This is a genomic window from Pectobacterium aroidearum (assembly GCF_041228105.1).
Classification (GTDB): Bacteria; Pseudomonadota; Gammaproteobacteria; order Enterobacterales; family Enterobacteriaceae; genus Pectobacterium; species Pectobacterium aroidearum.
Window position 1 is genome coordinate 2,720,389 of sequence record NZ_CP166097.1, and the last position, 19,767, is coordinate 2,740,155.

The window sequence follows — 19,767 nt, forward strand, 5'->3', positions numbered from 1 at the left end:
AACCGCCGATAAAATTCAGCAAGTTACGTAAAAATCGTTCGTAGTATTCAATGCTGGCGCGATTATACCGATCTTCGCGCCATTTGTATTCCCATTGTTACAACCTGTCGCAGCGTCTTCTATAAGAACGGCGTTACATCGCCAGTGCCTTCGCGGGCAACGCGCGGTGCGGATTCAGTCAGGTCGATAACCGTTGTCGGCTGTTGACCCAGAGAGCCACCGTGAATAATCAAATCCACCTGTTTTCCCAATCTTTCCTGAATTTCTTCGGGATCGGACTCGGCGAAATCATTTCCCGGCAACATCAGCGTTGTCGACATCAACGGTTCATTCAACGCGGCCAGCAGTTCCAACGCAATGGGATTGGACGGCACGCGCAGGCCGATGGTTTTACGCTTTTCGTTCATTAAGCGGCGAGGGACTTCTTTTGTCGCTTTCAGAATGAAGGTGTAGTTGCCCGGCGTATTATTTTTAATTAACCGGAAAGCCGCGTTATCAACATGGGCATACGTAGAGAGTTCGGACAAATCGCGGCACATCAACGTGAAGTTATGATCGCTACCCAGATCGCGAATCCGGCAGATACGTTCCAGCGCGTTCTTTTCGCCCAACATACAGCCCAACGCATAACCGGAATCCGTGGGATAAACAATCACCCCACCTTTATGCAGAAACTCCACCGATTGGTTGATCAATCGCGGCTGCGGATTCTGCGGGTGAATATAGAAAAACTGGCTCATGACCCTACCTCATACGTCTGACATTTCGCGGCGTTGTGCACCCTGACCGCGCATCATACAACATCGTAACAATACTCCCGAACCTCAACCGTGCGCATCGTACAATGCGTTCACGTCGGTGACAAAGTCCGAATGTCCCATCTTCTAACTGACTATTGTAGAACGTGTTTACTGTAAAAAAATTTATTTTATTCAGTCGGAACTCACCCGCCCGGTTTTACTACTCATAGATATTGGGTAACGCATAAAACCATTAACTTGTTTTAAAAAGGACATACCATGTTTATCCGCGCTTCACACCCTGCACAAGCAAGCGCATCTTCAGATATTGCTAATATTGTACGCACCTCTGATTTATCAAAGGGTTCACTTCAGGCGATGAAGGACTTCAAGTCGAATCCGGAGAGATTTTTGGCGCAAAATATCTTGGATATATCAGGCGTAATGAAGAGTAATGATCGAACGAGCACTACCTCCATGCTCAATGATGTTCTTAAAAAAGGGTATTTCGCCTTCATTCCATCCGAAAATGGAAATAGTAAATTTCATCTCAAACCCGTCAATGTTTCCACGGTGGCAGAGGCAGAAAATGTCATTTACGCACACTGGATCCCGTTCAAGAGCGGTAATGTCACGCCTGGATATACAGATATTCCGAAAATTCCACATCATGCGCCACGTGACGACAGTGCGATTTTTGCCTTTACGCCCGGCATGAATGGATGCGCGTTAGAAGTGAGAGAACATCCCACTCGCGATAATTATTATCGAATTTTTCATAATCAGCATCCAACCAGCCAGGTACAGACGGACCTTATTGACGAAATCGCAGGCAGCAAAGTCGATGCCTTTACTGAAAGTGAATATTTTCAGCACAATAATGCTTTATTAATGCCTGTCGCGGCTAACATCATGCATTTTGATAACAGACAGGGCGGATGGGCATTTATCAGCCAGCCTCAGGGCATCAACATGCACAACAATGCAGTTGAAAGAATGTCCAACAGCAATATTATTTTCAGGTATATGACTGAGTAACGCACGCGGTTATTCAGAGAACAGGCCAGCGTTAATTTACCAATACGGGATGATGCCAAACAGGTTCGACATCGGCAGGCAACCACAGTTTGCGCCCCAGTTCAATCCAGGCGCACGGCAAATGGAAATCCGAACCTTGCGATGCCATCAGGTTGAAATCTCGCGCATAGCGCCCCAACTGCGTCCGTTCATCCGGGGCCTGTTGGCATTGCGCCACTTCCATCGCGATCCCGCCGCTTTCAGTAAATGTGGCCAGCAGGCGTTTTAGCCATTTAGCCGTCAGATCGTAGCGCCCGGGATGTGCCAATACCGACACGCCGCCGGATTGATGAATGGCATCGATTGCTTGCGGGATGCTGCACCACTGCGGCGGCACGTAGCCGGTTTTACCTTTCGCCAGATATTTTTTGAACACCTGATTCATATTTGCCGCGATGCCCAGCTCAATCAGATAACGCGCAAAATGCGCCCGCGTAATCTGTCCTCCCGTTGCCAGACGTTGTGCACCGGCTAGCGCATCGGGAATGCGGGCTTTTTCCAGTCGAACCGCAATTTGCTCCGCCCGGTTCTGCCGACATTCTGCCTGCCGTTGCAGTAATCCCGTTAACGCCGGATGGGTTATATCCATCCCAAGCCCGACAATATGGATCTCATGGTTTTCCCACAGCGTGGAGATCTCCACACCGGGGATCAGCCTCAACGGCAGCGCCTGCTGCGCAATCGCCTGCTGGGCTTCTTTAAGCCCACGGGTCGTATCGTGATCGGTAATCGCCAGCACGCTCACCCGCATGTCTATCGCCCGGTTGACAAGCGCTGTCGGCGTTAACACGCCATCAGACGCCGTGGTGTGGCTATGCAGATCATACAGTGGGAATGACGCTATCGGTTGGGAATCTTCTGGCACAAGCCTATCCATTAACAAGAATCATGCGAAGGCCGCATGATGCCATTAATAGCAAGCAAATGGTAATGCCCGCCATTTTCCTGAGTAATAAAATAATCATATTGCAGGTGTTGACATTTCATCGCCGAACCAGTTAACTAGTACACAAGCTCAGCGCAGTAATCCGAACACAAACAGCGAGATGATGATAATGGCAACGCAGAAAATGATGAAGCATGGTTGGTGGCGCTCTTCCCTATCGCGGGTGGACTAATCACGCATCGCTGTTATCACACATGCAGATATTCCCAGGCCCGCTTAACTAAGCGGGCTTTTTATTTGATGGGCACAACATTAAACGGGTAGCAAGAATGCAAACAACACAACCTAAACTGGAACTGCTGCGTACCGAGGCCGTTTACCGTAACGACCCCAGCGCCATCTTCCATCAGCTCTGCGGTGCCAGACCTGCCACGTTGCTGTTAGAGTCGGCTGAAATCGACAGTAAGGAAAACCTGAAAAGCCTTTTAATCGTTGATAGCGCGCTACGCATTACTGCGCTGGGCCAGCACGTTTCCATTCAGGCATTAACGGCGAACGGTGCCAGCCTCCTGCCGCTTCTGGATGCCGCACTGCCAGCAGAAATTATTAATCAACCACGTCCGAACGGTCGTGAACTCACTTTTCCACTGGCAGACGTCATGCAAGATGAAGATGCTCGTCTGCGTTCGCTGTCGGTCTTTGATGCCTTACGCCAGATTCTGACGCTGGTTGCCAGCCCGGCAGAGGGGCGTGAGGCCATGTTCCTCGGTGGCCTGTTTGCCTACGATTTAGTCGCTGGGTTTGAAGCCTTACCCACGCTGAGCCAACAACAACGCTGTCCAGACTTTTGCTTCTATCTGGCAGAAACACTGCTGGTGCTCGATCACCAAAAACGCGTGACCGCGCTGCAAGCCAGCCTGTTTACGCCGAACCACAGCGAAAAGCAGCGGCTGCAACAGCGTCTGGAACAGCTACAGTTTCAGCTTACCCAGCCCGCTCCCGCACTGCCGCGTCAGTCCATCGAGAATATGACGTTAAGCTGCAATCAGAGCGATGAAGCCTTCGGCGAGGTTGTCAGCCAGATGCAGGAAGCCATCCGCATCGGTGAAATTTTCCAGGTCGTGCCGTCACGCCGTTTTTCTCTGCCGTGTCCTTCACCGCTGGCCGCTTACCAAACGCTGAAAGATAACAACCCGAGTCCTTACATGTTTTACATGCAGGATCAGGACTTCACGCTGTTCGGCGCCTCGCCGGAAAGCTCACTGAAATACGATGCCGACAGCCGCCAAATCGAAATTTACCCGATTGCAGGTACCCGCCCGCGTGGTCGCCGCGCCGATGGTTCGCTGGATCGCGATCTCGATAGCCGTATTGAGTTGGAAATGCGTACCGACCATAAAGAGCTGGCTGAACATCTGATGTTGGTGGATTTAGCCCGTAACGATCTGGCGCGCATCTGTCAGCCCGGCAGCCGTTACGTTGCCGATCTGACCAAAGTTGACCGCTATTCCTTCGTCATGCATTTGGTCTCTCGCGTGGTGGGGACGCTGCGTGAAGATCTGGATGTCCTGCACGCCTACCGCGCCTGCATGAATATGGGCACGCTGAGCGGTGCGCCGAAAGTTCGGGCAATGCAGTTGATTGCCGAGAGTGAGAAAACTCGCCGCGGTAGCTACGGCGGCGCGGTGGGCTACTTCACCGCTCACGGCGATCTGGATACCTGCATCGTGATTCGCTCCGCCTATGTCGAAGACGGTATTGCCACCGTTCAGGCGGGTGCGGGCGTGGTTCTGGATTCCAACCCTCAGGCTGAAGCCGACGAAACGCGTAATAAAGCCCGGGCCGTACTGCGAGCGATTGCCAGTGCGCACCATGCAAAGGAGATTTTCTGATGGCCGACATCCTGCTGCTCGATAATATCGACTCATTCACCTACAACCTGGTGGATCAACTGCGTGCCAGCGGTCATCAGGTCGTGATTTACCGTAACCATCTGCCTGCCGATGTGATCATCGCGCGATTACAGCAAATGGAAAAACCGATTCTGATGCTCTCCCCCGGCCCCGGTACGCCAGCCGAAGCGGGCTGTATGCCGGAACTACTTCAGCGTCTGCGCGGTCAGTTGCCGATTATCGGTATTTGCCTCGGCCATCAGGCCATTGTAGAAGCCTATGGCGGCCATGTCGGTCAGGCAGGCGAAATCCTGCACGGCAAAGCGTCTGCCATCGACCATGATGCCAGCGGCATGTTTAGCGGTTTGCCGCATCCATTACCGGTCGCCCGCTACCACTCGCTGGTCGGCAGCAGTATTCCTTCTACGCTGACCGTCAACGCACACTTCAACACGATGGTGATGGCCGTGCGTAACGACGCCGATCGCGTCTGCGGTTTCCAATTCCACCCGGAGTCGATCCTGACCACGCACGGTGCTCGACTACTGGAACAAACGCTGGACTGGGCGCTGGCTTAACGAGGGATACGATTATGCAACTGTCTTCTACGCAACCATCTTCTAAGACCCGGGAACCGTCTACTGCTCAGGATGTCGTCACCATGCAAAATATACTGGAAAAATTATACCGTGCAGAAAGCATCAGCCGTCAGGAAAGTCAGGCGCTGTTTGGTGCCATTATTCGCGGCGAACTGGAAGCCAGCCAACTGGCAGCGGCGCTGATTAGCATGAAGGTGCGCGGCGAGCATCCCGATGAAATTGCCGGTGCCGCCACCGCATTGCTGGCCGATGCGCAGCCGTTCCCTCGCCCTGACTATTTATTTGCCGATATCGTCGGCACCGGCGGTGACGGTACGAACAGCATCAACATTTCAACCGCCAGTGCCTTCGTGGCTGCCAGTTGCGGCCTGAAAATCGCCAAGCACGGCAACCGCAGCGTCTCCAGCCGTTCCGGTTCATCCGATTTGCTTTCTGCTTTCGGTATTAAGCTGGACATGAGCGCGCAGGATTCACGTCAGGCGCTGGACGATTTGGGCGTGTGTTTCCTGTTTGCTCCGCAATATCATCTGGGTTTCCGCCATGCAATGCCAGTGCGTCAGCAGCTCAAAACCCGCACCGTCTTCAACGTGCTGGGGCCACTGGTTAACCCCGCTCGTCCGCCGCTGGCGCTGATTGGCGTGTATAGCCCTGAATTGGTTCGGCCTATCGCCGAAACATTGAAGGTGCTGGGCTACCAGCGTGCCGCCGTAGTACATGGCGGCGGGATGGATGAAGTCGCCATTCATGCGCCGACACAGGTGGCTGAATTAAACAATGGCGAGATCGAAACCTACGAACTGACGCACCGCGATTTCGGACTGGATACGTATTCGCTGTCGGCATTACAAGGCGGTACGCCAGAAGAAAACCGTGACATTCTCGCGTCACTACTACAAGGTAAAGGTGAACGCGCGCATGCTGCTGCGGTTGCCGCCAATGTTGCGCTGCTCCTGAGATTATTCGGACAAGAAAATTTGCGCCAAAATGCGCAACAGGCGCTTGAAGTCATTCATAGTGGACAGGCTTATCAGCGCGTTATCGCACTGTCCGCGAGAGGATAAGGGAATCATGCAGGAAACCGTATTACATAAAATTGTGCGCGATAAGGCGCTTTGGGTTGCGGAGAGAGAGAAAGCACAGCCGCTGGCCTCTTTTCAGCATGAAATTGTTCCCAGCCAGCGCGACTTTTATCAGGCACTGAAACAGGATAAGCCCGCTTTTATTCTGGAATGCAAAAAGGCCTCGCCGTCGAAAGGATTGATTCGCGACGATTTCGACCCGGTAGCGATTGCCAAGGTTTATAAAGATTACGCGTCCGCGATTTCCGTTTTAACCGACGAGAAATATTTTCAGGGTGACTTTGCCTTTCTGCCGCAGGTGAGCGCAGCAGTACATCAGCCGGTATTGTGCAAAGACTTTATTATTTCGCCTTACCAGATCTATCTGGCTCGCTACTATCAGGCCGATGCCATTCTGCTGATGCTATCCGTGCTGGACGACGAGCAATACCTGCAACTGGCCGACGTGGCGCACAGTCTGAAGCTAGGTGTCTTGACGGAAGTCAGTAATGAAGAAGAGCTAGAGCGGGCCATTCAGTTGGAAGCGCGCGTCGTCGGAATCAACAACCGCGATCTGCGCGATCTCTCCATTGATCTTAACCGCACCCGGACGCTCGCCCCGCGTCTGCCCGCTGGCGTCACCGTGATCAGCGAGTCTGGCATCAACCGACATGCCCAGATTCGTGAACTCAGCGCCTTTGCCCAGGGGTTCTTGATCGGCAGTTCGCTGATGTCAGAACCCGATCTGAACGGCGCAGTACGCCGCGTTATTCTGGGAGAAAACAAGGTCTGCGGCCTGACGCGTGCCGAGGATGCTCAAGCGGCTTATCAAGCCGGTGCGCTCTACGGCGGATTAATCTTCGTCGCCAGTTCACCACGCTATGTTGACGCTAAACACGCCGCCGACGTGATGACAGGCGCTCCACTGCGCTATGTCGGCGTTTTCCGTAATGCGCCTGTCGAACACATCGTTGCTATCACGACGCAGTTGGGGCTAGCGGCCGTTCAGCTACACGGCGATGAAGATCAACAGACGATCGACAAGCTACGCCAGCAACTCCCTGCGGCTTGCCAGATTTGGAAAGCGTTGAGCATCGCGGACACCCTGCCAGCGCGTAATCTCACCCACGTCGATCGCTACGTGTTTGACAACGGTCAGGGCGGCAGCGGGAAAACCTTCAACTGGTCGCTGTTGGCGAATCAATCATTGGATAACGTGCTGTTAGCCGGCGGCCTAAATAGCGATAACTGCGCGCTGGCAGCACAGCAAGGTTGCGCAGGACTGGATTTCAATTCCGGGGTAGAAAGCGAACCGGGAAAAAAAGACTCACATAAAATTGCTGCGGTTTTTGCGACATTACGTCAGCCGCAGCGCTAAAACAGACGGGAAAATTATGACATTACTCAACCCTTACTTCGGTGAATTCGGCGGACAATTTGTTCCGCAGATCCTCATGCCGGCGTTACGCCAGCTGGAAGAGGCTTTCGTCAATGCACAAAAAGATCCTGAATTTCAGGCTGAATTTACCGATCTGCTGAAAAACTATGCGGGTCGTCCAACGGCGTTAACCCTGTGTCAAAACCTGACTGCTGGGACGAAAACCAAGCTGTATCTGAAACGCGAAGACCTGCTGCACGGTGGCGCGCACAAAACTAATCAGGTGCTCGGGCAGGCCCTGCTGGCCAAGCGCATGGGTAAAAGCGAAATCATCGCTGAAACCGGTGCAGGCCAACACGGTGTCGCGACAGCGCTGGCTTGCGCCCTTCTCGGCCTGAAATGCCGCGTTTATATGGGAGCAAAAGACGTTGAGCGCCAGTCGCCGAACGTCTTCCGTATGCGTCTGATGGGTGCAGAAGTGATTCCGGTTCACAGCGGTTCCTCTACGCTGAAAGATGCCTGTAACGAAGCGCTACGTGACTGGTCTGGCAGCTATGAAACCGCACACTATCTGCTGGGAACAGCGGCAGGCCCGCATCCTTACCCGACTATCGTGCGCGAATTTCAACGCATGATTGGTGAAGAGACGAAAGCCCAGATTCTGGAAAAAGAAGGTCGCTTGCCGGATGCGGTATTGGCCTGCATCGGCGGTGGCTCTAACGCGATTGGAATGTTTGCTGATTTCATCGACGATACCAGCGTCCGTCTGATCGGCATTGAACCTGGCGGCTTGGGCATTGAATCCGGGCAGCACGGTGCACCGTTAAAACATGGTCGCCTCGGTATCTATTTCGGCATGAAGTCCCCCATGATGCAAACCTCCGACGGACAAATTGAAGAGTCCTACTCTATTTCCGCCGGTCTGGATTTCCCGTCCGTCGGCCCGCAACACGCCTACCTGAACAGCATCGGTCGCGCTGACTATGTCTCGATTACCGATGACGAAGCGCTGGATGCATTCAAAACGCTCTGCCGCAGTGAAGGCATTATCCCCGCGCTGGAATCCTCCCACGCGCTGGCACACGCCCTGAAGATGATTAAAGCGGAACCGGAGAAAGAGCAACTGCTGGTGGTCAACCTTTCAGGCCGTGGTGATAAAGACATCTTTACCGTGCATGATATTTTGAAAGATCGGGGAGAAATCTAATGGAGCGTTATCAACAGCTGTTTAATCGCCTGTCAGAGAAAAAGGAAGGCGCGTTCGTTCCCTTTGTCACACTGGGCGATCCCTCCCCCGAGCAGTCTCTGAAAATTATCGACACGCTGATTGCCGCCGGTGCCGATGCGCTGGAGTTAGGCGTGCCCTTCTCTGACCCACTGGCAGATGGCCCAACCATTCAGGATGCCAACCTGCGCGCCTTTGCTGCCAGCGTCAACCCCGGCCAGTGCTTCGAAATGCTGGCAACCATTCGTCAGAAATACCCGGACATCCCGATTGGTCTGCTGATGTATGCCAATCTGGTCTTCAGCAACGGCATTGATGAATTCTATCAGCGCTGCGCGCAGGTTGGCGTTGATTCGGTGTTAGTGGCAGATGTTCCAGTGGCGGAGTCAGCGCCTTTCCGTACGGCTGCGCTGCGGCATGGCATTGCCCCTATTTTTATCTGCCCGCCCAATGCCGACGATGAACTGCTGCGCGAGATCGCTTCCTATGGCCGCGGTTATACCTATTTAGTGTCGCGTGCGGGCGTAACCGGGGCAGAAAAACGCGCCCAACTACCGCTGAATCATTTGGTAACCAAACTGAACGAGTACCATGCTGCCCCTCCGCTGCAAGGATTTGGCATTTCCGATCCTACTCAGGTGCGGGAAACGTTAGCATCAGGCGCTGCGGGTGCCATTTCTGGCTCGGCGATCGTGCGGATTATCGAAAAAAATCTGAACCAGCCTGACGTTATGCTGTCAGAGTTGCACACCTTTGTGAGTGAAATGAAAGCCGCTACGCGCTCATAACACTTTTCAGGCGCGCGATTTGTGCTTAACGCAAGCCGTATCGCGCGTCGAATAATGTTTCAATTCATTTCTTATTTAATTAACCTGAAATATCTGCAATTATTATTTAATGTCCAATTCATTATAATTGTAATAAATGTTTTCAAATTGAAATAATTATTTAATTCCACATTAAAGAAAAAATTAATTAACCATTCCTTTTTAAACTGCATAAATCCCGCCAATAAAATACGAAGAAAATCACAGAATTGAGATCGTTTTTAATTTTCTCTTTTTAACGATCTCGTTCACATTACTGTAAGAAATAATAAATAGAATGGAACCGCTGAACAAAAGTGGCAGCGCGTTTTTAAATAATAATTCTCTTTGACTTGGGATAATAAAATGAAAGCTAAAATATTGACGATGATGGTAACCTCCTTAATCAGCTTAAGCTCCATGGCTGTTACGATTGACTATCGTCATGAAATGAATGATACGGCAAAAAACGATCATAAAGATCGCCTGCTGATGTCCCACCGTTTTGACAACGGTTTTGGCCTGTCGATGGAAGGCAAATGGGGTCAATCAGGCAGCGATAAAACGCCAAATAAACCGTTTAACGAAACGGTCAGCAACGGTACTGAAGTGACCGCCAGCTACCTATATAAATTCGATAAAACTTTTGGGCTGGAAGGTGGTTTAAACATGGTTTCCACTTCCAACAACAACAACTATCGTCCATATATCAAAGGTTCGGTTAACATCACCGATTCTCTGTATTATGCTCTGCGCTATCGTGCATCCTATCTGCGTAATAGCAACAACATCGGTAACCCGAATTCTGCTACAAACCCTACTAGCATTAAAGGTTACACCATCACCAGTACGCTGGGTTATAAACTGCCAGCCAACTTCGTGGTTGAATACGAATTTGAATACGACAAGAAAACTAAAGCGGGTTCTGTTGGCTATATTGCAGACAATGACAACTATGGTCTGACTCATAACGTTAAATTAGCCTATAAAGTCGACAAAAACTGGACGCCTTACGCTGAAGTCGGCAACGTGGTTGGCAGCACAACAACTGACGAACGTCAAACTCGTTACCGCGTTGGTGTACAGTACAATTTCTAATGGTTAATACCCTATAGATAATTGCTGCAATAAAATAGCGTTCTCTTTATTGGTTTGTTATTTCCTGTCTATAAAAACGGCGACGTTATTTACGTCGCCGTTTTTTACATCAAATTAAATTAACCATCAGAAGCGGTAACCTACACCAAACATAAAGGCCCATGGATCAAGCTTAGTATGGATACTTTGCTGAGCGTTACCGGCTTTAAATTTCACATCGGTATCAATATCCATCCACCATACGGACATGTTTACTAGCCAATTCTTGTCCAAGTTGTAATCCAGCCCAGCCTGTGCAGCAACGCCCCAGGAATTTTTCAGGCTTAGATCGCTCAGACCCGCACCTGTCCCCTTGTCATTAAATTTCTCATCGAAGAACATCGTGTAATTCAGACCAACGCCCAAATAAGGACGTAACTTATCTTGAGCATCACCAAAATAGTACTGCGCGACCAGTGAAGGCGGCAGGTGCTTCACTTCTGCAATCGTGCCCGTACCGGGTGTTCCGACTTTGTGTTTGAATGGGGTGGCCGCGAGCAATTCAACCCCAATATTGTCCGTCACCATGTAGCTGAAAGTCAGGCCCAACTGAGTATTGTTGCTAACCTGAAACTCCCCCAACCCCAGCACGTTGTCCGAACTTTCAGCAGGACGCACCGTTGCTGAGCCTGCCCGAACAATAAAATCACCCGCTTGATGAGCCTGTGCCAACGCAGGCATAAACGCCGCTGCCAACAATAATAAAGATGTCTTTTTCATTACCCACTCCATTTATAGGGTTTAAAATTCGAGCGAAATATAACCCTAAGTAGGTATCCTTGTTTTAAGCCAGATCACATCTTTTAAAGATTTTACACTCAAATTGAACCACATCATTTATCGCTAACTGATTAAAAATACTAGAATTGATCCAAATCAATAAATGGCGAAAGATACATAACGTGCGCTGCCAGCAAATTGCGTTACCGCGCGGACGCATTCAACGGTAGATTTTTATTTTCATTAATGTGATTCACGCTGGCTGGGGGCAGTTAGTCATCCAATGAGCGATAATACCTGTATGCACTGTGGCGCATGCTGCGCTTATTTCAAGGTGTCTTTCTATTGGGCTGAAGCGGATGACGGTGGCGGTGTTGTACCTTCTTCGCTCACCGAACCCGTTTCCCCTTTTTTACGCTGCATGGCGGGTACGAACAGCAAAACCCCGCACTGCCAGGCGTTGGAAGGCACAATCGGGGATACCGTTAGTTGTTCTATTTATGTTAATCGCCCTTCATCGTGCCGTGAATTTATGCAATCCGGTGAAAATGGACAGACCAATGATGCCTGCAATCGGGCACGGGAAAAGTATGGTCTGCCACCTTTGGTAACCCTTTCATCACCGTCTTTCATTACTGAAGGGAAAAACAGCATTGCATCACTGACGGGGTGCCACAGTACGGATTAACAGGTTACAATCACGAGTTAAGTTCTATCCGTTGATTTATCTTTTTCAAGGAGCCTGCATGCCTATCACGGCTAACACGTTGTACCGTGACACAATGAACTTTACCCGCAACCAGTTCATCAGCATCTTAATGATGTCACTGTTGACGGCCTTCATTACTGTCATACTGAATCATGCGCTATCGCCTTCTGTAGACGAGTTACGGATTCTGAGCAGTTCCGGCAGCGATCTGTCATCTTCTGTCGAATCCGGCCTGATGGACTTGATTCAGCAGATGACGCCGGAACAACAAACCGTGTTGCTAAAAATGTCGGCGGCGGGCACCTTTGCTGCGTTAGTGGGCAACGTGCTGCTGACGGGCGGCGTTCTGATGCTGATCCAACTGGTCTCTGACGGGCACCGTACCAGCGCACTGCGTGCGATTGGCGCTTCCACGCCTTTTTTACTGCGCTTACTTTTTCTGATTCTGCTATGCACGCTGCTCATCCAGCTTGGCATGATGCTTCTGATCATTCCTGGCGTGCTGCTGGCCATCGCACTGAGTTTGTCGCCCGTGATTGTCGTCACTGAAAAAAGCGGGATTTTCAGCGCGATTAAAGCAAGCACCAAATTGGCCTATGGCAACTTACGCGCAACCGCGCCAGCCATTGTAATGTGGTTGTTGGCTAAAATCGCTATTTTGCTGGTCGTGTCGAAGTTACCGATTTCCTCACCTACCGTGCTCGGCGTGGTTCTGAACGGATTAAGCAACCTGATCTCCGCTATCCTGCTGATTTATCTCTTCCGCCTTTATATGCTGCTGCGCGCATAATTACCGTTCTTCGCCTATGCCGCAACTCCGGCGGCATAGGCTTCGCCAGTTCCCGCGTTCACGACTTGCCCAATCGTAATTTTCTGCAAATTATTACAATATCTCGGGAATGGTGTTCCACAATGGAGGATAATGGCATGAGCTATCGGATAACTCTTGTGGGTTATGATTACGACACTTTGAGTGATGGATTGACATAATGAAGCAACTTCTTGATTTTATACCGTTGGTCGTGTTTTTTGCGGCCTATAAACTTTATGACATCTATATCGCATCGGGTGCACTGATTGCGGCAACGGCGCTGTCACTCGCAGTCACCTGGGTGATGTATCGTAAAATAGAGAAAATGACGCTGGTCACCTTTGCGATGGTCGTCGTTTTTGGCTCGCTAACGCTGGTGTTCCATAACGATCTGTTTATCAAGTGGAAAGTCACCATCATCTACGCATTGTTTGCCGTTGCTCTGCTGGTTAGCCAGTTTGTCATGAAGCAGACGCTGATTCAGAAGATGCTGGGTAAAGAATTAACCTTACCGCAATCCGTCTGGGGGAAATTGAATTTCGCCTGGGCCATGTTCTTTCTGGTGTGTGGACTGGTTAACATCTATATTGCTTTCTGGTTACCGCAAAGCGTTTGGGTCAATTTCAAAGTCTTTGGCCTGACTGGTGTGACGCTGCTGTTTACGCTGATGTGTGGCGTTTACATCTACCGCCATTTGCCTGGCGACCAGGAAAAACCAGAAGAAGAAAAAAGCGAGCAGCCATAATTCGCTAAAGCAATACACCGTGTTTGATAAAGACACTATACCCGTCAGCAAGAACGCTTTGATCGACGGGTATACTCAACTTAACCAACTTGACTGATTGCACAATGAGCACACAAAACGTGTTACCACAGGGCGAACTGGTTCTCCGCACGCTGGCAATGCCAGCCGATACCAATGCGAACGGGGATATTTTTGGCGGCTGGCTGATGTCACAAATGGACATCGGCGGCGCAATTTTGGCGAAAGAAATTGCCGAAGGGCGTGTCGTTACCGTACGGGTTGATGGAATGTCGTTCTTAAAACCTGTCGCCGTTGGCGATGTGGTTTGCTGTTATGCGCGTTGTTTACGGACTGGTCGCAGTTCTATCAACGTCAACGTTGAAGTCTGGGTAAAGAAAGTCTCGTCTGAGCCGATTGGCCAGCGCTATCGGGCGACCGAAGCGTTATTCACCTACGTCGCGGTAGATGAAGAAGGTCATCCACGTGAACTGCCAGCGGGTAAAAGCAATTTCACGCCAAGCGAGTAGTGTCCGGCATCATTCTGACGTAAGTGCGACGTCATCTATCCTGAATAATTAATGGATATATCGAACTAACGAAAACGGGGTGTCATCAGCTAACGATGGCACCCCGTTTCTTTTTTGGACTGGCATGAATTATTCGACGGCTGCCCCGCCATCAATTTTAAAGACGATGGTCACAACCAGATCTTTACCCGGCTTGCCAGATTCGTAACGCCATTTGCGCATCGCCTGTTTGATATCACGCTCGAACATATTACGCGGTTCGGCAGAAAGCACGCGAACGTTATCAACACGTCCAGACTCATCCACATCAAACTGCATTTTTACCCGGCCCTCAACGCGCAGGGAAAACGCGCGAGCAGGATACTGAGGCTGTGCGCGGCTCAGCGGGCGTGGCCCACTAGACTGCGTGCTTGCTGCTGGCGCAGGCGCCTGCTTCACCGGTGCATTATTCACGTTGCGCGTCGGTTCTTCGCTGGTAAACGGCGAAGGCGGCTGTTTTTCAACGGTTGGTTCACGCTTAACCAGCTTCGGCTGTTCAACCTTCTTCACTGGCTTAGGTTCCGGTTTAGGCTTCGGCGGCTTGGGCTTTGGTTCAGGCAATGGCATAGGAACCGGCTGCGGGACGGGCTCCGGCTCTGGAATCGGTTCCGGCTCAGGTTCAGGCTGCTTAACCGGTTCTGGCTCAGGGGCAGATTTGGCAGCAGGAGCCGCTTCATAGGCCGCAGGGTTCACCATCACAACACTAATGGGTTTGGATTCCTGCGGTAATTCGATCGAATTATTAAACGATGCGTACAGCAAACCTGCAATCAGTGAACCGTGAAAACCAACTGAAAGTATGAATGGCCATGAGTAACGGCGGGTCAAAAAAAACTTTTTTTGCGGCATAGTCTGTCTTTATCCTCTTATGCCGCCCAAGTTTAAATGCAAATAGCAATCATATTCAATAACAACCCGTGGAATTGTCAAAAAAACAGAAATCGTGGGGGGATTACTCTGGCAAATCAACCTATTGTCCTCGAACAACATCACGTATGATGGTAGAAACACGCGTCTCTTACCCGATAGCGTTTGGCCACTGGGCGCTAGCCCGGCATCCCAAACGAACAAGGGTACCTTCCTACCTGTGAGGTCACTATGCTCTATGTCATTTATGCTGAAGATAATGTTGATTCATTAGCAAAACGCCTATCGGTAAGACCCGATCATCTTGCCCGGTTACAGGCATTGCGCGATCAGGGGCGACTGATTACTGCGGGGCCTTTACCTGCTATCGACAGCGACGATCCCGGCCAAGCTGGCTTTAGCGGTTCCGTCATTATCGCCGAATTCGCGTCACTGGATGAGGCAACAGCGTGGGCTGATGCCGACCCCTATATCGCGGCAGACGTCTATAAACACGTCAGCGTGAAGCCATACAAGAAAGTGTTTTAAGGTTCATACTCTAAATAATTCGAGTTTCAGGACAAAACGTTAGCGTTTTGAACAGCGCTTGCGCTGACCCTGAAGGGGTGAGGCCATAAGGCCGAATAACGCGGCAAGAGAAGGAATCCCGATGAGCTTACTCAGGTAAGTGATTCGGGTGAGTGACAAATTTGCCAGAGGCAGATTTGAGCGCTGCTTGCAGCGACCCCAACGGGGCGAGGTCCACGCGAGTGGGCCGAGTAGCGTAGCCAACGTACATGTAACTTGAAGTATGACGAGTCTATTGATACAGGTCATGATTGGAGGGAAAAATCATGACCCTTTACCTCCCCGCTAAAAGCTGAAATATTTTAGTCATTTAACAATGATAGTTTGACCGCTATTCATATATAGAGGGTCAACAATCATGTTAATGCCAGCGATTTTGCGAAACGGAATTGCTACTATCCGCCGCCGTCATCGCCTCAGTATTCTCTCCGGATTGTTATTGATCATTGGGTTATTTTCTTTACTGCAATTGGTTTCCGTCGGGGTTATTTCTCAAACAATGACCCAGGTTCGGCAGGATATTTCCGCTAACGAAAGCCTTCGTCAGCAACAAGCGTTAATGGATAAAGCACGGATGGAAGTGATGAATGCCAGCGATAAACTCAACCGCGCGGGCATTTATCTACTGGTGGACAAAGAAACAGGGTCTGAAGGCAGTTGGCACAGCCTGATGGATGAGGCAGAAGTGTCTCTCAAACAGGCACAGGAGTTCTACCAACAGTTGGGGGCGGTCACGACGTCAGAAGCGGAAACAGCCGCGTTCATAGACCTGAAGAAGAGCTACAGCCAACTCTATTCCGGGCTTATTGAACTCGCTCAGGGAATAAAATCCACCAACCAGATCGATATTTTCTTTGCCGTTCCCGTTCAGGCCTATCAAAGCGATTTTACCCAGAAATATTCACACTACCTGCAAGACACCGATGCATTGCAAAAGCAGCACGGCCAACAATTTCTGGCGTCTCTCGATCAAGCTAAAACGATTTTTATCACGGTACTCGGGCTCTTACTGGCGATCGCCATCGCAGTTTGGATCGGCGTGAGTCGGGTCATTATTCGTCCCCTGACGCAGATTATTGCCCATTTAAAACTGATTGCCGCAGGCGATCTTTCTCACTCGGTAAACGCAGAAATGCGGGGTACACGCGAGATTGGTCAACTTAATACCAGCGTCGTTCAAATGCAGGAAGGTCTGGTGACATTAGTCAATCAGGTTCGCCAGGGCGTTGACCACATGGTGACGCAGGTTGATCGGGTTGCAGCGGATAACCAGCAGCTTTCCGAACAGGCTAATCGCCAATCCCATGAGCTCAAGGCCACTACAGAGCACATTATTCAGCTCAGCCAGCATCTTGAGCAAAATGCGCTGCACACTCAACAGGCCAACCTGCATGCGGAAGACACCAGCAAGATCGCCGCACAGGGCGAGAACATGATGAATGACGTCAAAGCGGCGATGTCAGACATTGCAGGCAGGACGCGCGAAATGACGGAAGCGATTGGGATGATTGAAAACGTGGCGTTCCAGACGCATATTTTGTCGTTGAATGCTGCAATAGAAGCGGCACGAGCCGGAACGATGGGACGAGGTTTTGCCGTTGTCGCACGGGAAGTCGGTACGTTGGCTTCACAAAGCAGTCATTCCGCACAAAATATTAATGTGCTGATTCGTGATTCAGACAACAGCGTAAGCGCAGGAACGCGACTGGTGAACAAACTGAATGACAGCCTGCACAACATCATTCAGACGGCGAAAGGCACCGGCACGTTTTTGAGCGAGATCTCGGAAATATCGCACCAGCAGAACAAAAGTATTCATGAAGTAACCGCCCGACTCAGTACGCTGAATGACACCGTCAGAGAAAATGCGGGACAGGTTGAAGCCTCCGCACACACCTTCACCTCACTGCTGGAGCAAACGGAACGCTTAAATACCTCGGTATCGCTGTTTATCCTGCCCTCGACAGAGGATGACATTCATCAGATGCTCGATCAGCGAGACATGCCGCAGCGCATTCCCGTTATGGGATAAACTGGTGAAGCAATAACCCCAGCAGGTAATAACAGAGTGATAAAAAAATAGCGACCATACCTCGGGTCGCTATTTTTCTCACTGGCTTACCAATCGTAGGTTACCGCATAGAGCAATGCTCGTCGTTTGTGCTTTTGCTGCAAATAACGGGCAGAGCGAATATGGCGATACGTCCGTGATTGAGCTTCCAACCAGCGACTTCTTCTACGCTGGACCTGACGTAACATCCGCCAGCGCCCCACTTCATTCCGACTGCGTTTCATGATGCGACTCTTGTTAATACACTCGCGCTGGGCATTATATACCCCTGATACGTGGCGACAATCAGTGAATCGCCCTCTCCGCCACCTTCTTCTTACTCGTTACGCTATTTTATTCAGAGGAAAGGCATTTCCCCTTTTATAAATCTATGCGTACACTTTGTTAATTCTTTGCAGAAGGGAACTGTGCTGCTTTTATGTCGACATTTTATACCGTAATAAGTTGGTTACTGGTTTTTGGCTACTGGTTACTAATCGCAGGTGTGACCTTACGTATTCTGATGAAACGTCGGGCGGTACCTTCTGCGATGGCCTGGCTACTGGTAATTTATATTCTGCCACTTGTCGGTATTGTTGCTTATCTTTCGTTCGGCGAGCTCCATCTGGGCAAACGCCGGGCTGAACGCGCCAGCAAAATGTGGCCATCAACCGCAAAATGGCTGCGCGAATTAAAAGAGTATCGCCGTATTTTCGCGACGGAAAACAGCGAAGTCGCTAGCGCATTATTCCAGCTGTGTGAACGACGCCAAGGGATTGGTGGCGTTAAAGGCAATCAGTTGCAGCTGATGACCACGTTTGATGACACGATTAAAGCGCTATTACGTGATATTGAACTGGCCCGCAGCAACATCGAAATGGTGTTCTATATCTGGCAACCCGGCGGCCTGGTTGAGCAAGTCTCCTCTTCTCTCATCGCGGCTGCACGACGCGGAGTACACTGCCGTATTCTGCTCGACTCTGCCGGCAGCGTACAATTCTTCCGCCAGCATCACCCCGAATTGATGCGCACGGCCGGAATAGAAGTGGTTGAAGCCCTGAAAGTGAATCTGTTCCGTGCCTTCCTGCGCCGCATGGATTTGCGGCAGCACCGTAAAATTATCCTGATCGATAACCGTATTGCTTACACCGGCAGCATGAATATGGTCGATCCTCGTTTCTTCAAACAAGATGCTGGCGTCGGGCAATGGATTGACCTGATGGCGCGAATTGAAGGGCCGGTCGCGACCACACTGGGGATTATTTACTGCTGTGACTGGGAAATGGAGACGGGCAAGCGCCTGCTTCCTCCGCCGCCGGATGTTAACGTCATGCCGTTCGAACAGGAGAGCGGCCACACCATTCAGGTGATTGCTTCCGGCCCCGGTTACCCGGAAGAGATGATTCATCAGGCGCTGCTGACATCTGTCTATTCAGCACGTAAGCAGTTGATCATGACCACCCCCTACTTCGTGCCCAGCGACGACCTGCTGCACGCCATCTGCACCGCTGCCCAGCGCGGGGTTGATGTCAGCATTATTGTGCCGCACAAGAATGACTCCGTGCTGGTCGGCTGGGCCAGCCGCGCCTTCTTCACGGAATTGCTGGCCGCTGGCGTAAAAATTTATCAGTTCAAGGACGGCCTGCTGCACACCAAAAGCGTATTGGTCGACGGACAGCTTAGCCTGGTCGGCACGGTCAATCTGGATATGCGAAGCCTGTGGCTGAATTTTGAAATCACGCTGGTGATTGACGATGCCGGATTCGGCAGCGATTTAGCCTGTGTGCAGGAAGATTACATCGCCCGCTCACGCCTGTTAAACGCGACACAGTGGCAAAACCGTCCTTACTGGCAACGTATCGTCGAGCGGCTGTTCTACTTTTTCAGCCCCCTGCTATAAATGCGCGTTTTCCCGTGTTCTAATAAGGCCATTG

The 19,767-nt window shown here is 50.8% G+C and carries 20 protein-coding genes and 1 other annotated feature; of the genes, 15 read left to right on the forward strand and 5 right to left on the reverse strand.

Going from position 1 to position 19,767, the window contains the following annotated elements:
* Window positions 1-119 precede the first annotated feature (119 nt).
* Window positions 120-740 (reverse strand): L-threonylcarbamoyladenylate synthase, encoded by a 621-nt coding sequence (locus AB8809_RS12490; protein WP_180776829.1) that lies wholly within the window; start codon window positions 738-740, stop codon window positions 120-122.
* A gap of 279 nt (window positions 741-1,019) precedes the next feature.
* Between AB8809_RS12490 and AB8809_RS12495 the strand changes: the two genes are divergently transcribed.
* Complete coding sequence (locus AB8809_RS12495) at window positions 1,020-1,778, forward strand: hypothetical protein (protein ID WP_349856696.1); 759 nt, start codon at window positions 1,020-1,022, stop codon at window positions 1,776-1,778.
* A gap of 31 nt (window positions 1,779-1,809) precedes the next feature.
* Here the strand turns inward: AB8809_RS12495 and AB8809_RS12500 are convergent, their stop codons facing one another.
* Window positions 1,810-2,694, reverse strand: coding sequence for a PHP domain-containing protein (locus AB8809_RS12500; protein ID WP_349856697.1), 885 nt, complete (start codon window positions 2,692-2,694; stop codon window positions 1,810-1,812).
* A 202-nt stretch (window positions 2,695-2,896) separates the two neighbouring features.
* Window positions 2,897-3,001: a sequence feature (Trp leader region), on the forward strand.
* 31 nt (window positions 3,002-3,032) lie between these two features.
* Between AB8809_RS12500 and AB8809_RS12505 the strand changes: the two genes are divergently transcribed.
* The 7 genes from AB8809_RS12505 (at window position 3,033) to AB8809_RS12535 (ending at window position 10,759) form a co-directional block, all read left to right on the forward strand.
* Complete coding sequence (locus AB8809_RS12505; protein WP_349856698.1) at window positions 3,033-4,595, forward strand: anthranilate synthase component 1; 1,563 nt, start codon at window positions 3,033-3,035, stop codon at window positions 4,593-4,595.
* A complete protein-coding gene (locus tag AB8809_RS12510; RefSeq protein ID WP_015730465.1) occupies window positions 4,595-5,173 on the forward strand; it encodes a gamma-glutamyl-gamma-aminobutyrate hydrolase family protein in 579 nt (192 codons plus the stop codon). The genes AB8809_RS12505 and AB8809_RS12510 overlap by 1 nt, the downstream gene beginning before the upstream one ends.
* 83 nt (window positions 5,174-5,256) lie before the next feature.
* Window positions 5,257-6,255: an anthranilate phosphoribosyltransferase gene (trpD, locus tag AB8809_RS12515; protein WP_043881760.1), complete on the forward strand. Its 999-nt coding sequence runs from the start codon at window positions 5,257-5,259 to the stop codon at window positions 6,253-6,255.
* A gap of 7 nt (window positions 6,256-6,262) precedes the next feature.
* Window positions 6,263-7,630 (forward strand): bifunctional indole-3-glycerol-phosphate synthase TrpC/phosphoribosylanthranilate isomerase TrpF, encoded by a 1,368-nt coding sequence (gene trpCF, locus AB8809_RS12520; RefSeq protein WP_349856699.1) that lies wholly within the window; start codon window positions 6,263-6,265, stop codon window positions 7,628-7,630.
* A 13-nt stretch (window positions 7,631-7,643) separates the two neighbouring features.
* On the forward strand, window positions 7,644-8,837 hold the full coding sequence (gene trpB / locus AB8809_RS12525) for a tryptophan synthase subunit beta (protein ID WP_349856735.1): 1,194 nt from the start codon (window positions 7,644-7,646) through the stop codon (window positions 8,835-8,837).
* Window positions 8,837-9,643 (forward strand): tryptophan synthase subunit alpha, encoded by an 807-nt coding sequence (gene trpA, locus AB8809_RS12530; protein ID WP_349856700.1) that lies wholly within the window; start codon window positions 8,837-8,839, stop codon window positions 9,641-9,643. The genes trpB and trpA overlap by 1 nt, the downstream gene beginning before the upstream one ends.
* A gap of 384 nt (window positions 9,644-10,027) precedes the next feature.
* The gene (locus AB8809_RS12535; protein ID WP_256599934.1) at window positions 10,028-10,759 is read left to right on the forward strand and encodes an oligogalacturonate-specific porin KdgM family protein; all 732 of its coding nucleotides are present in this window, start codon (window positions 10,028-10,030) and stop codon (window positions 10,757-10,759) included.
* Window positions 10,760-10,885: 126 nt separating this feature from the next.
* On the opposite strand, the gene ompW is transcribed toward AB8809_RS12535, so the two are convergent.
* Entirely contained in the window at window positions 10,886-11,518 is a 633-nt protein-coding gene (gene ompW, locus AB8809_RS12540; protein ID WP_015840234.1) for an outer membrane protein OmpW, read from the reverse strand.
* 283 nt (window positions 11,519-11,801) lie between these two features.
* Here ompW and AB8809_RS12545 point away from each other — a divergent pair, with 283 nt between their 5' ends.
* The 4 genes from AB8809_RS12545 to yciA all read left to right on the forward strand — a co-directional run bounded on the left by AB8809_RS12545 (window position 11,802) and on the right by yciA (window position 14,310).
* Window positions 11,802-12,206 carry a YkgJ family cysteine cluster protein gene (locus AB8809_RS12545; RefSeq protein WP_349856701.1) on the forward strand — a complete coding sequence of 135 codons (405 nt, stop codon included), beginning with the start codon at window positions 11,802-11,804 and terminating at the stop codon, window positions 12,204-12,206.
* Between the two features lie 58 nt (window positions 12,207-12,264).
* Window positions 12,265-13,017, forward strand: a complete 753-nt coding sequence (locus tag AB8809_RS12550; RefSeq protein WP_349856702.1) for a YciC family protein — start codon at window positions 12,265-12,267, stop codon at window positions 13,015-13,017.
* Window positions 13,018-13,216: 199 nt separating this feature from the next.
* The gene (locus AB8809_RS12555) at window positions 13,217-13,783 is read left to right on the forward strand and encodes a septation protein A (RefSeq protein WP_180776835.1); all 567 of its coding nucleotides are present in this window, start codon (window positions 13,217-13,219) and stop codon (window positions 13,781-13,783) included.
* A gap of 104 nt (window positions 13,784-13,887) precedes the next feature.
* Window positions 13,888-14,310: an acyl-CoA thioester hydrolase YciA gene (yciA, locus tag AB8809_RS12560; RefSeq protein ID WP_010275288.1), complete on the forward strand. Its 423-nt coding sequence runs from the start codon at window positions 13,888-13,890 to the stop codon at window positions 14,308-14,310.
* A 129-nt stretch (window positions 14,311-14,439) separates the two neighbouring features.
* Here yciA and tonB read toward each other — a convergent pair whose 3' ends face one another.
* Window positions 14,440-15,198 carry a TonB system transport protein TonB gene (gene tonB / locus AB8809_RS12565; protein WP_349856703.1) on the reverse strand — a complete coding sequence of 253 codons (759 nt, stop codon included), beginning with the start codon at window positions 15,196-15,198 and terminating at the stop codon, window positions 14,440-14,442.
* 249 nt (window positions 15,199-15,447) lie between these two features.
* Between tonB and AB8809_RS12570 the strand changes: the two genes are divergently transcribed.
* The gene (locus AB8809_RS12570; RefSeq protein WP_015840228.1) at window positions 15,448-15,744 is read left to right on the forward strand and encodes a YciI family protein; all 297 of its coding nucleotides are present in this window, start codon (window positions 15,448-15,450) and stop codon (window positions 15,742-15,744) included.
* Between the two features lie 397 nt (window positions 15,745-16,141).
* Window positions 16,142-17,815, forward strand: a complete 1,674-nt coding sequence (locus AB8809_RS12575; protein WP_349856704.1) for a Tar ligand binding domain-containing protein — start codon at window positions 16,142-16,144, stop codon at window positions 17,813-17,815.
* An 86-nt stretch (window positions 17,816-17,901) separates the two neighbouring features.
* On the opposite strand, the gene AB8809_RS12580 is transcribed toward AB8809_RS12575, so the two are convergent.
* Window positions 17,902-18,078: a YciY family protein gene (locus AB8809_RS12580; RefSeq protein ID WP_015840226.1), complete on the reverse strand. Its 177-nt coding sequence runs from the start codon at window positions 18,076-18,078 to the stop codon at window positions 17,902-17,904.
* A gap of 194 nt (window positions 18,079-18,272) precedes the next feature.
* Here AB8809_RS12580 and cls point away from each other — a divergent pair, with 194 nt between their 5' ends.
* Entirely contained in the window at window positions 18,273-19,733 is a 1,461-nt protein-coding gene (gene cls, locus AB8809_RS12585) for a cardiolipin synthase (RefSeq protein WP_256599930.1), read from the forward strand.
* Window positions 19,734-19,767: the final 34 nt, after the last annotated feature.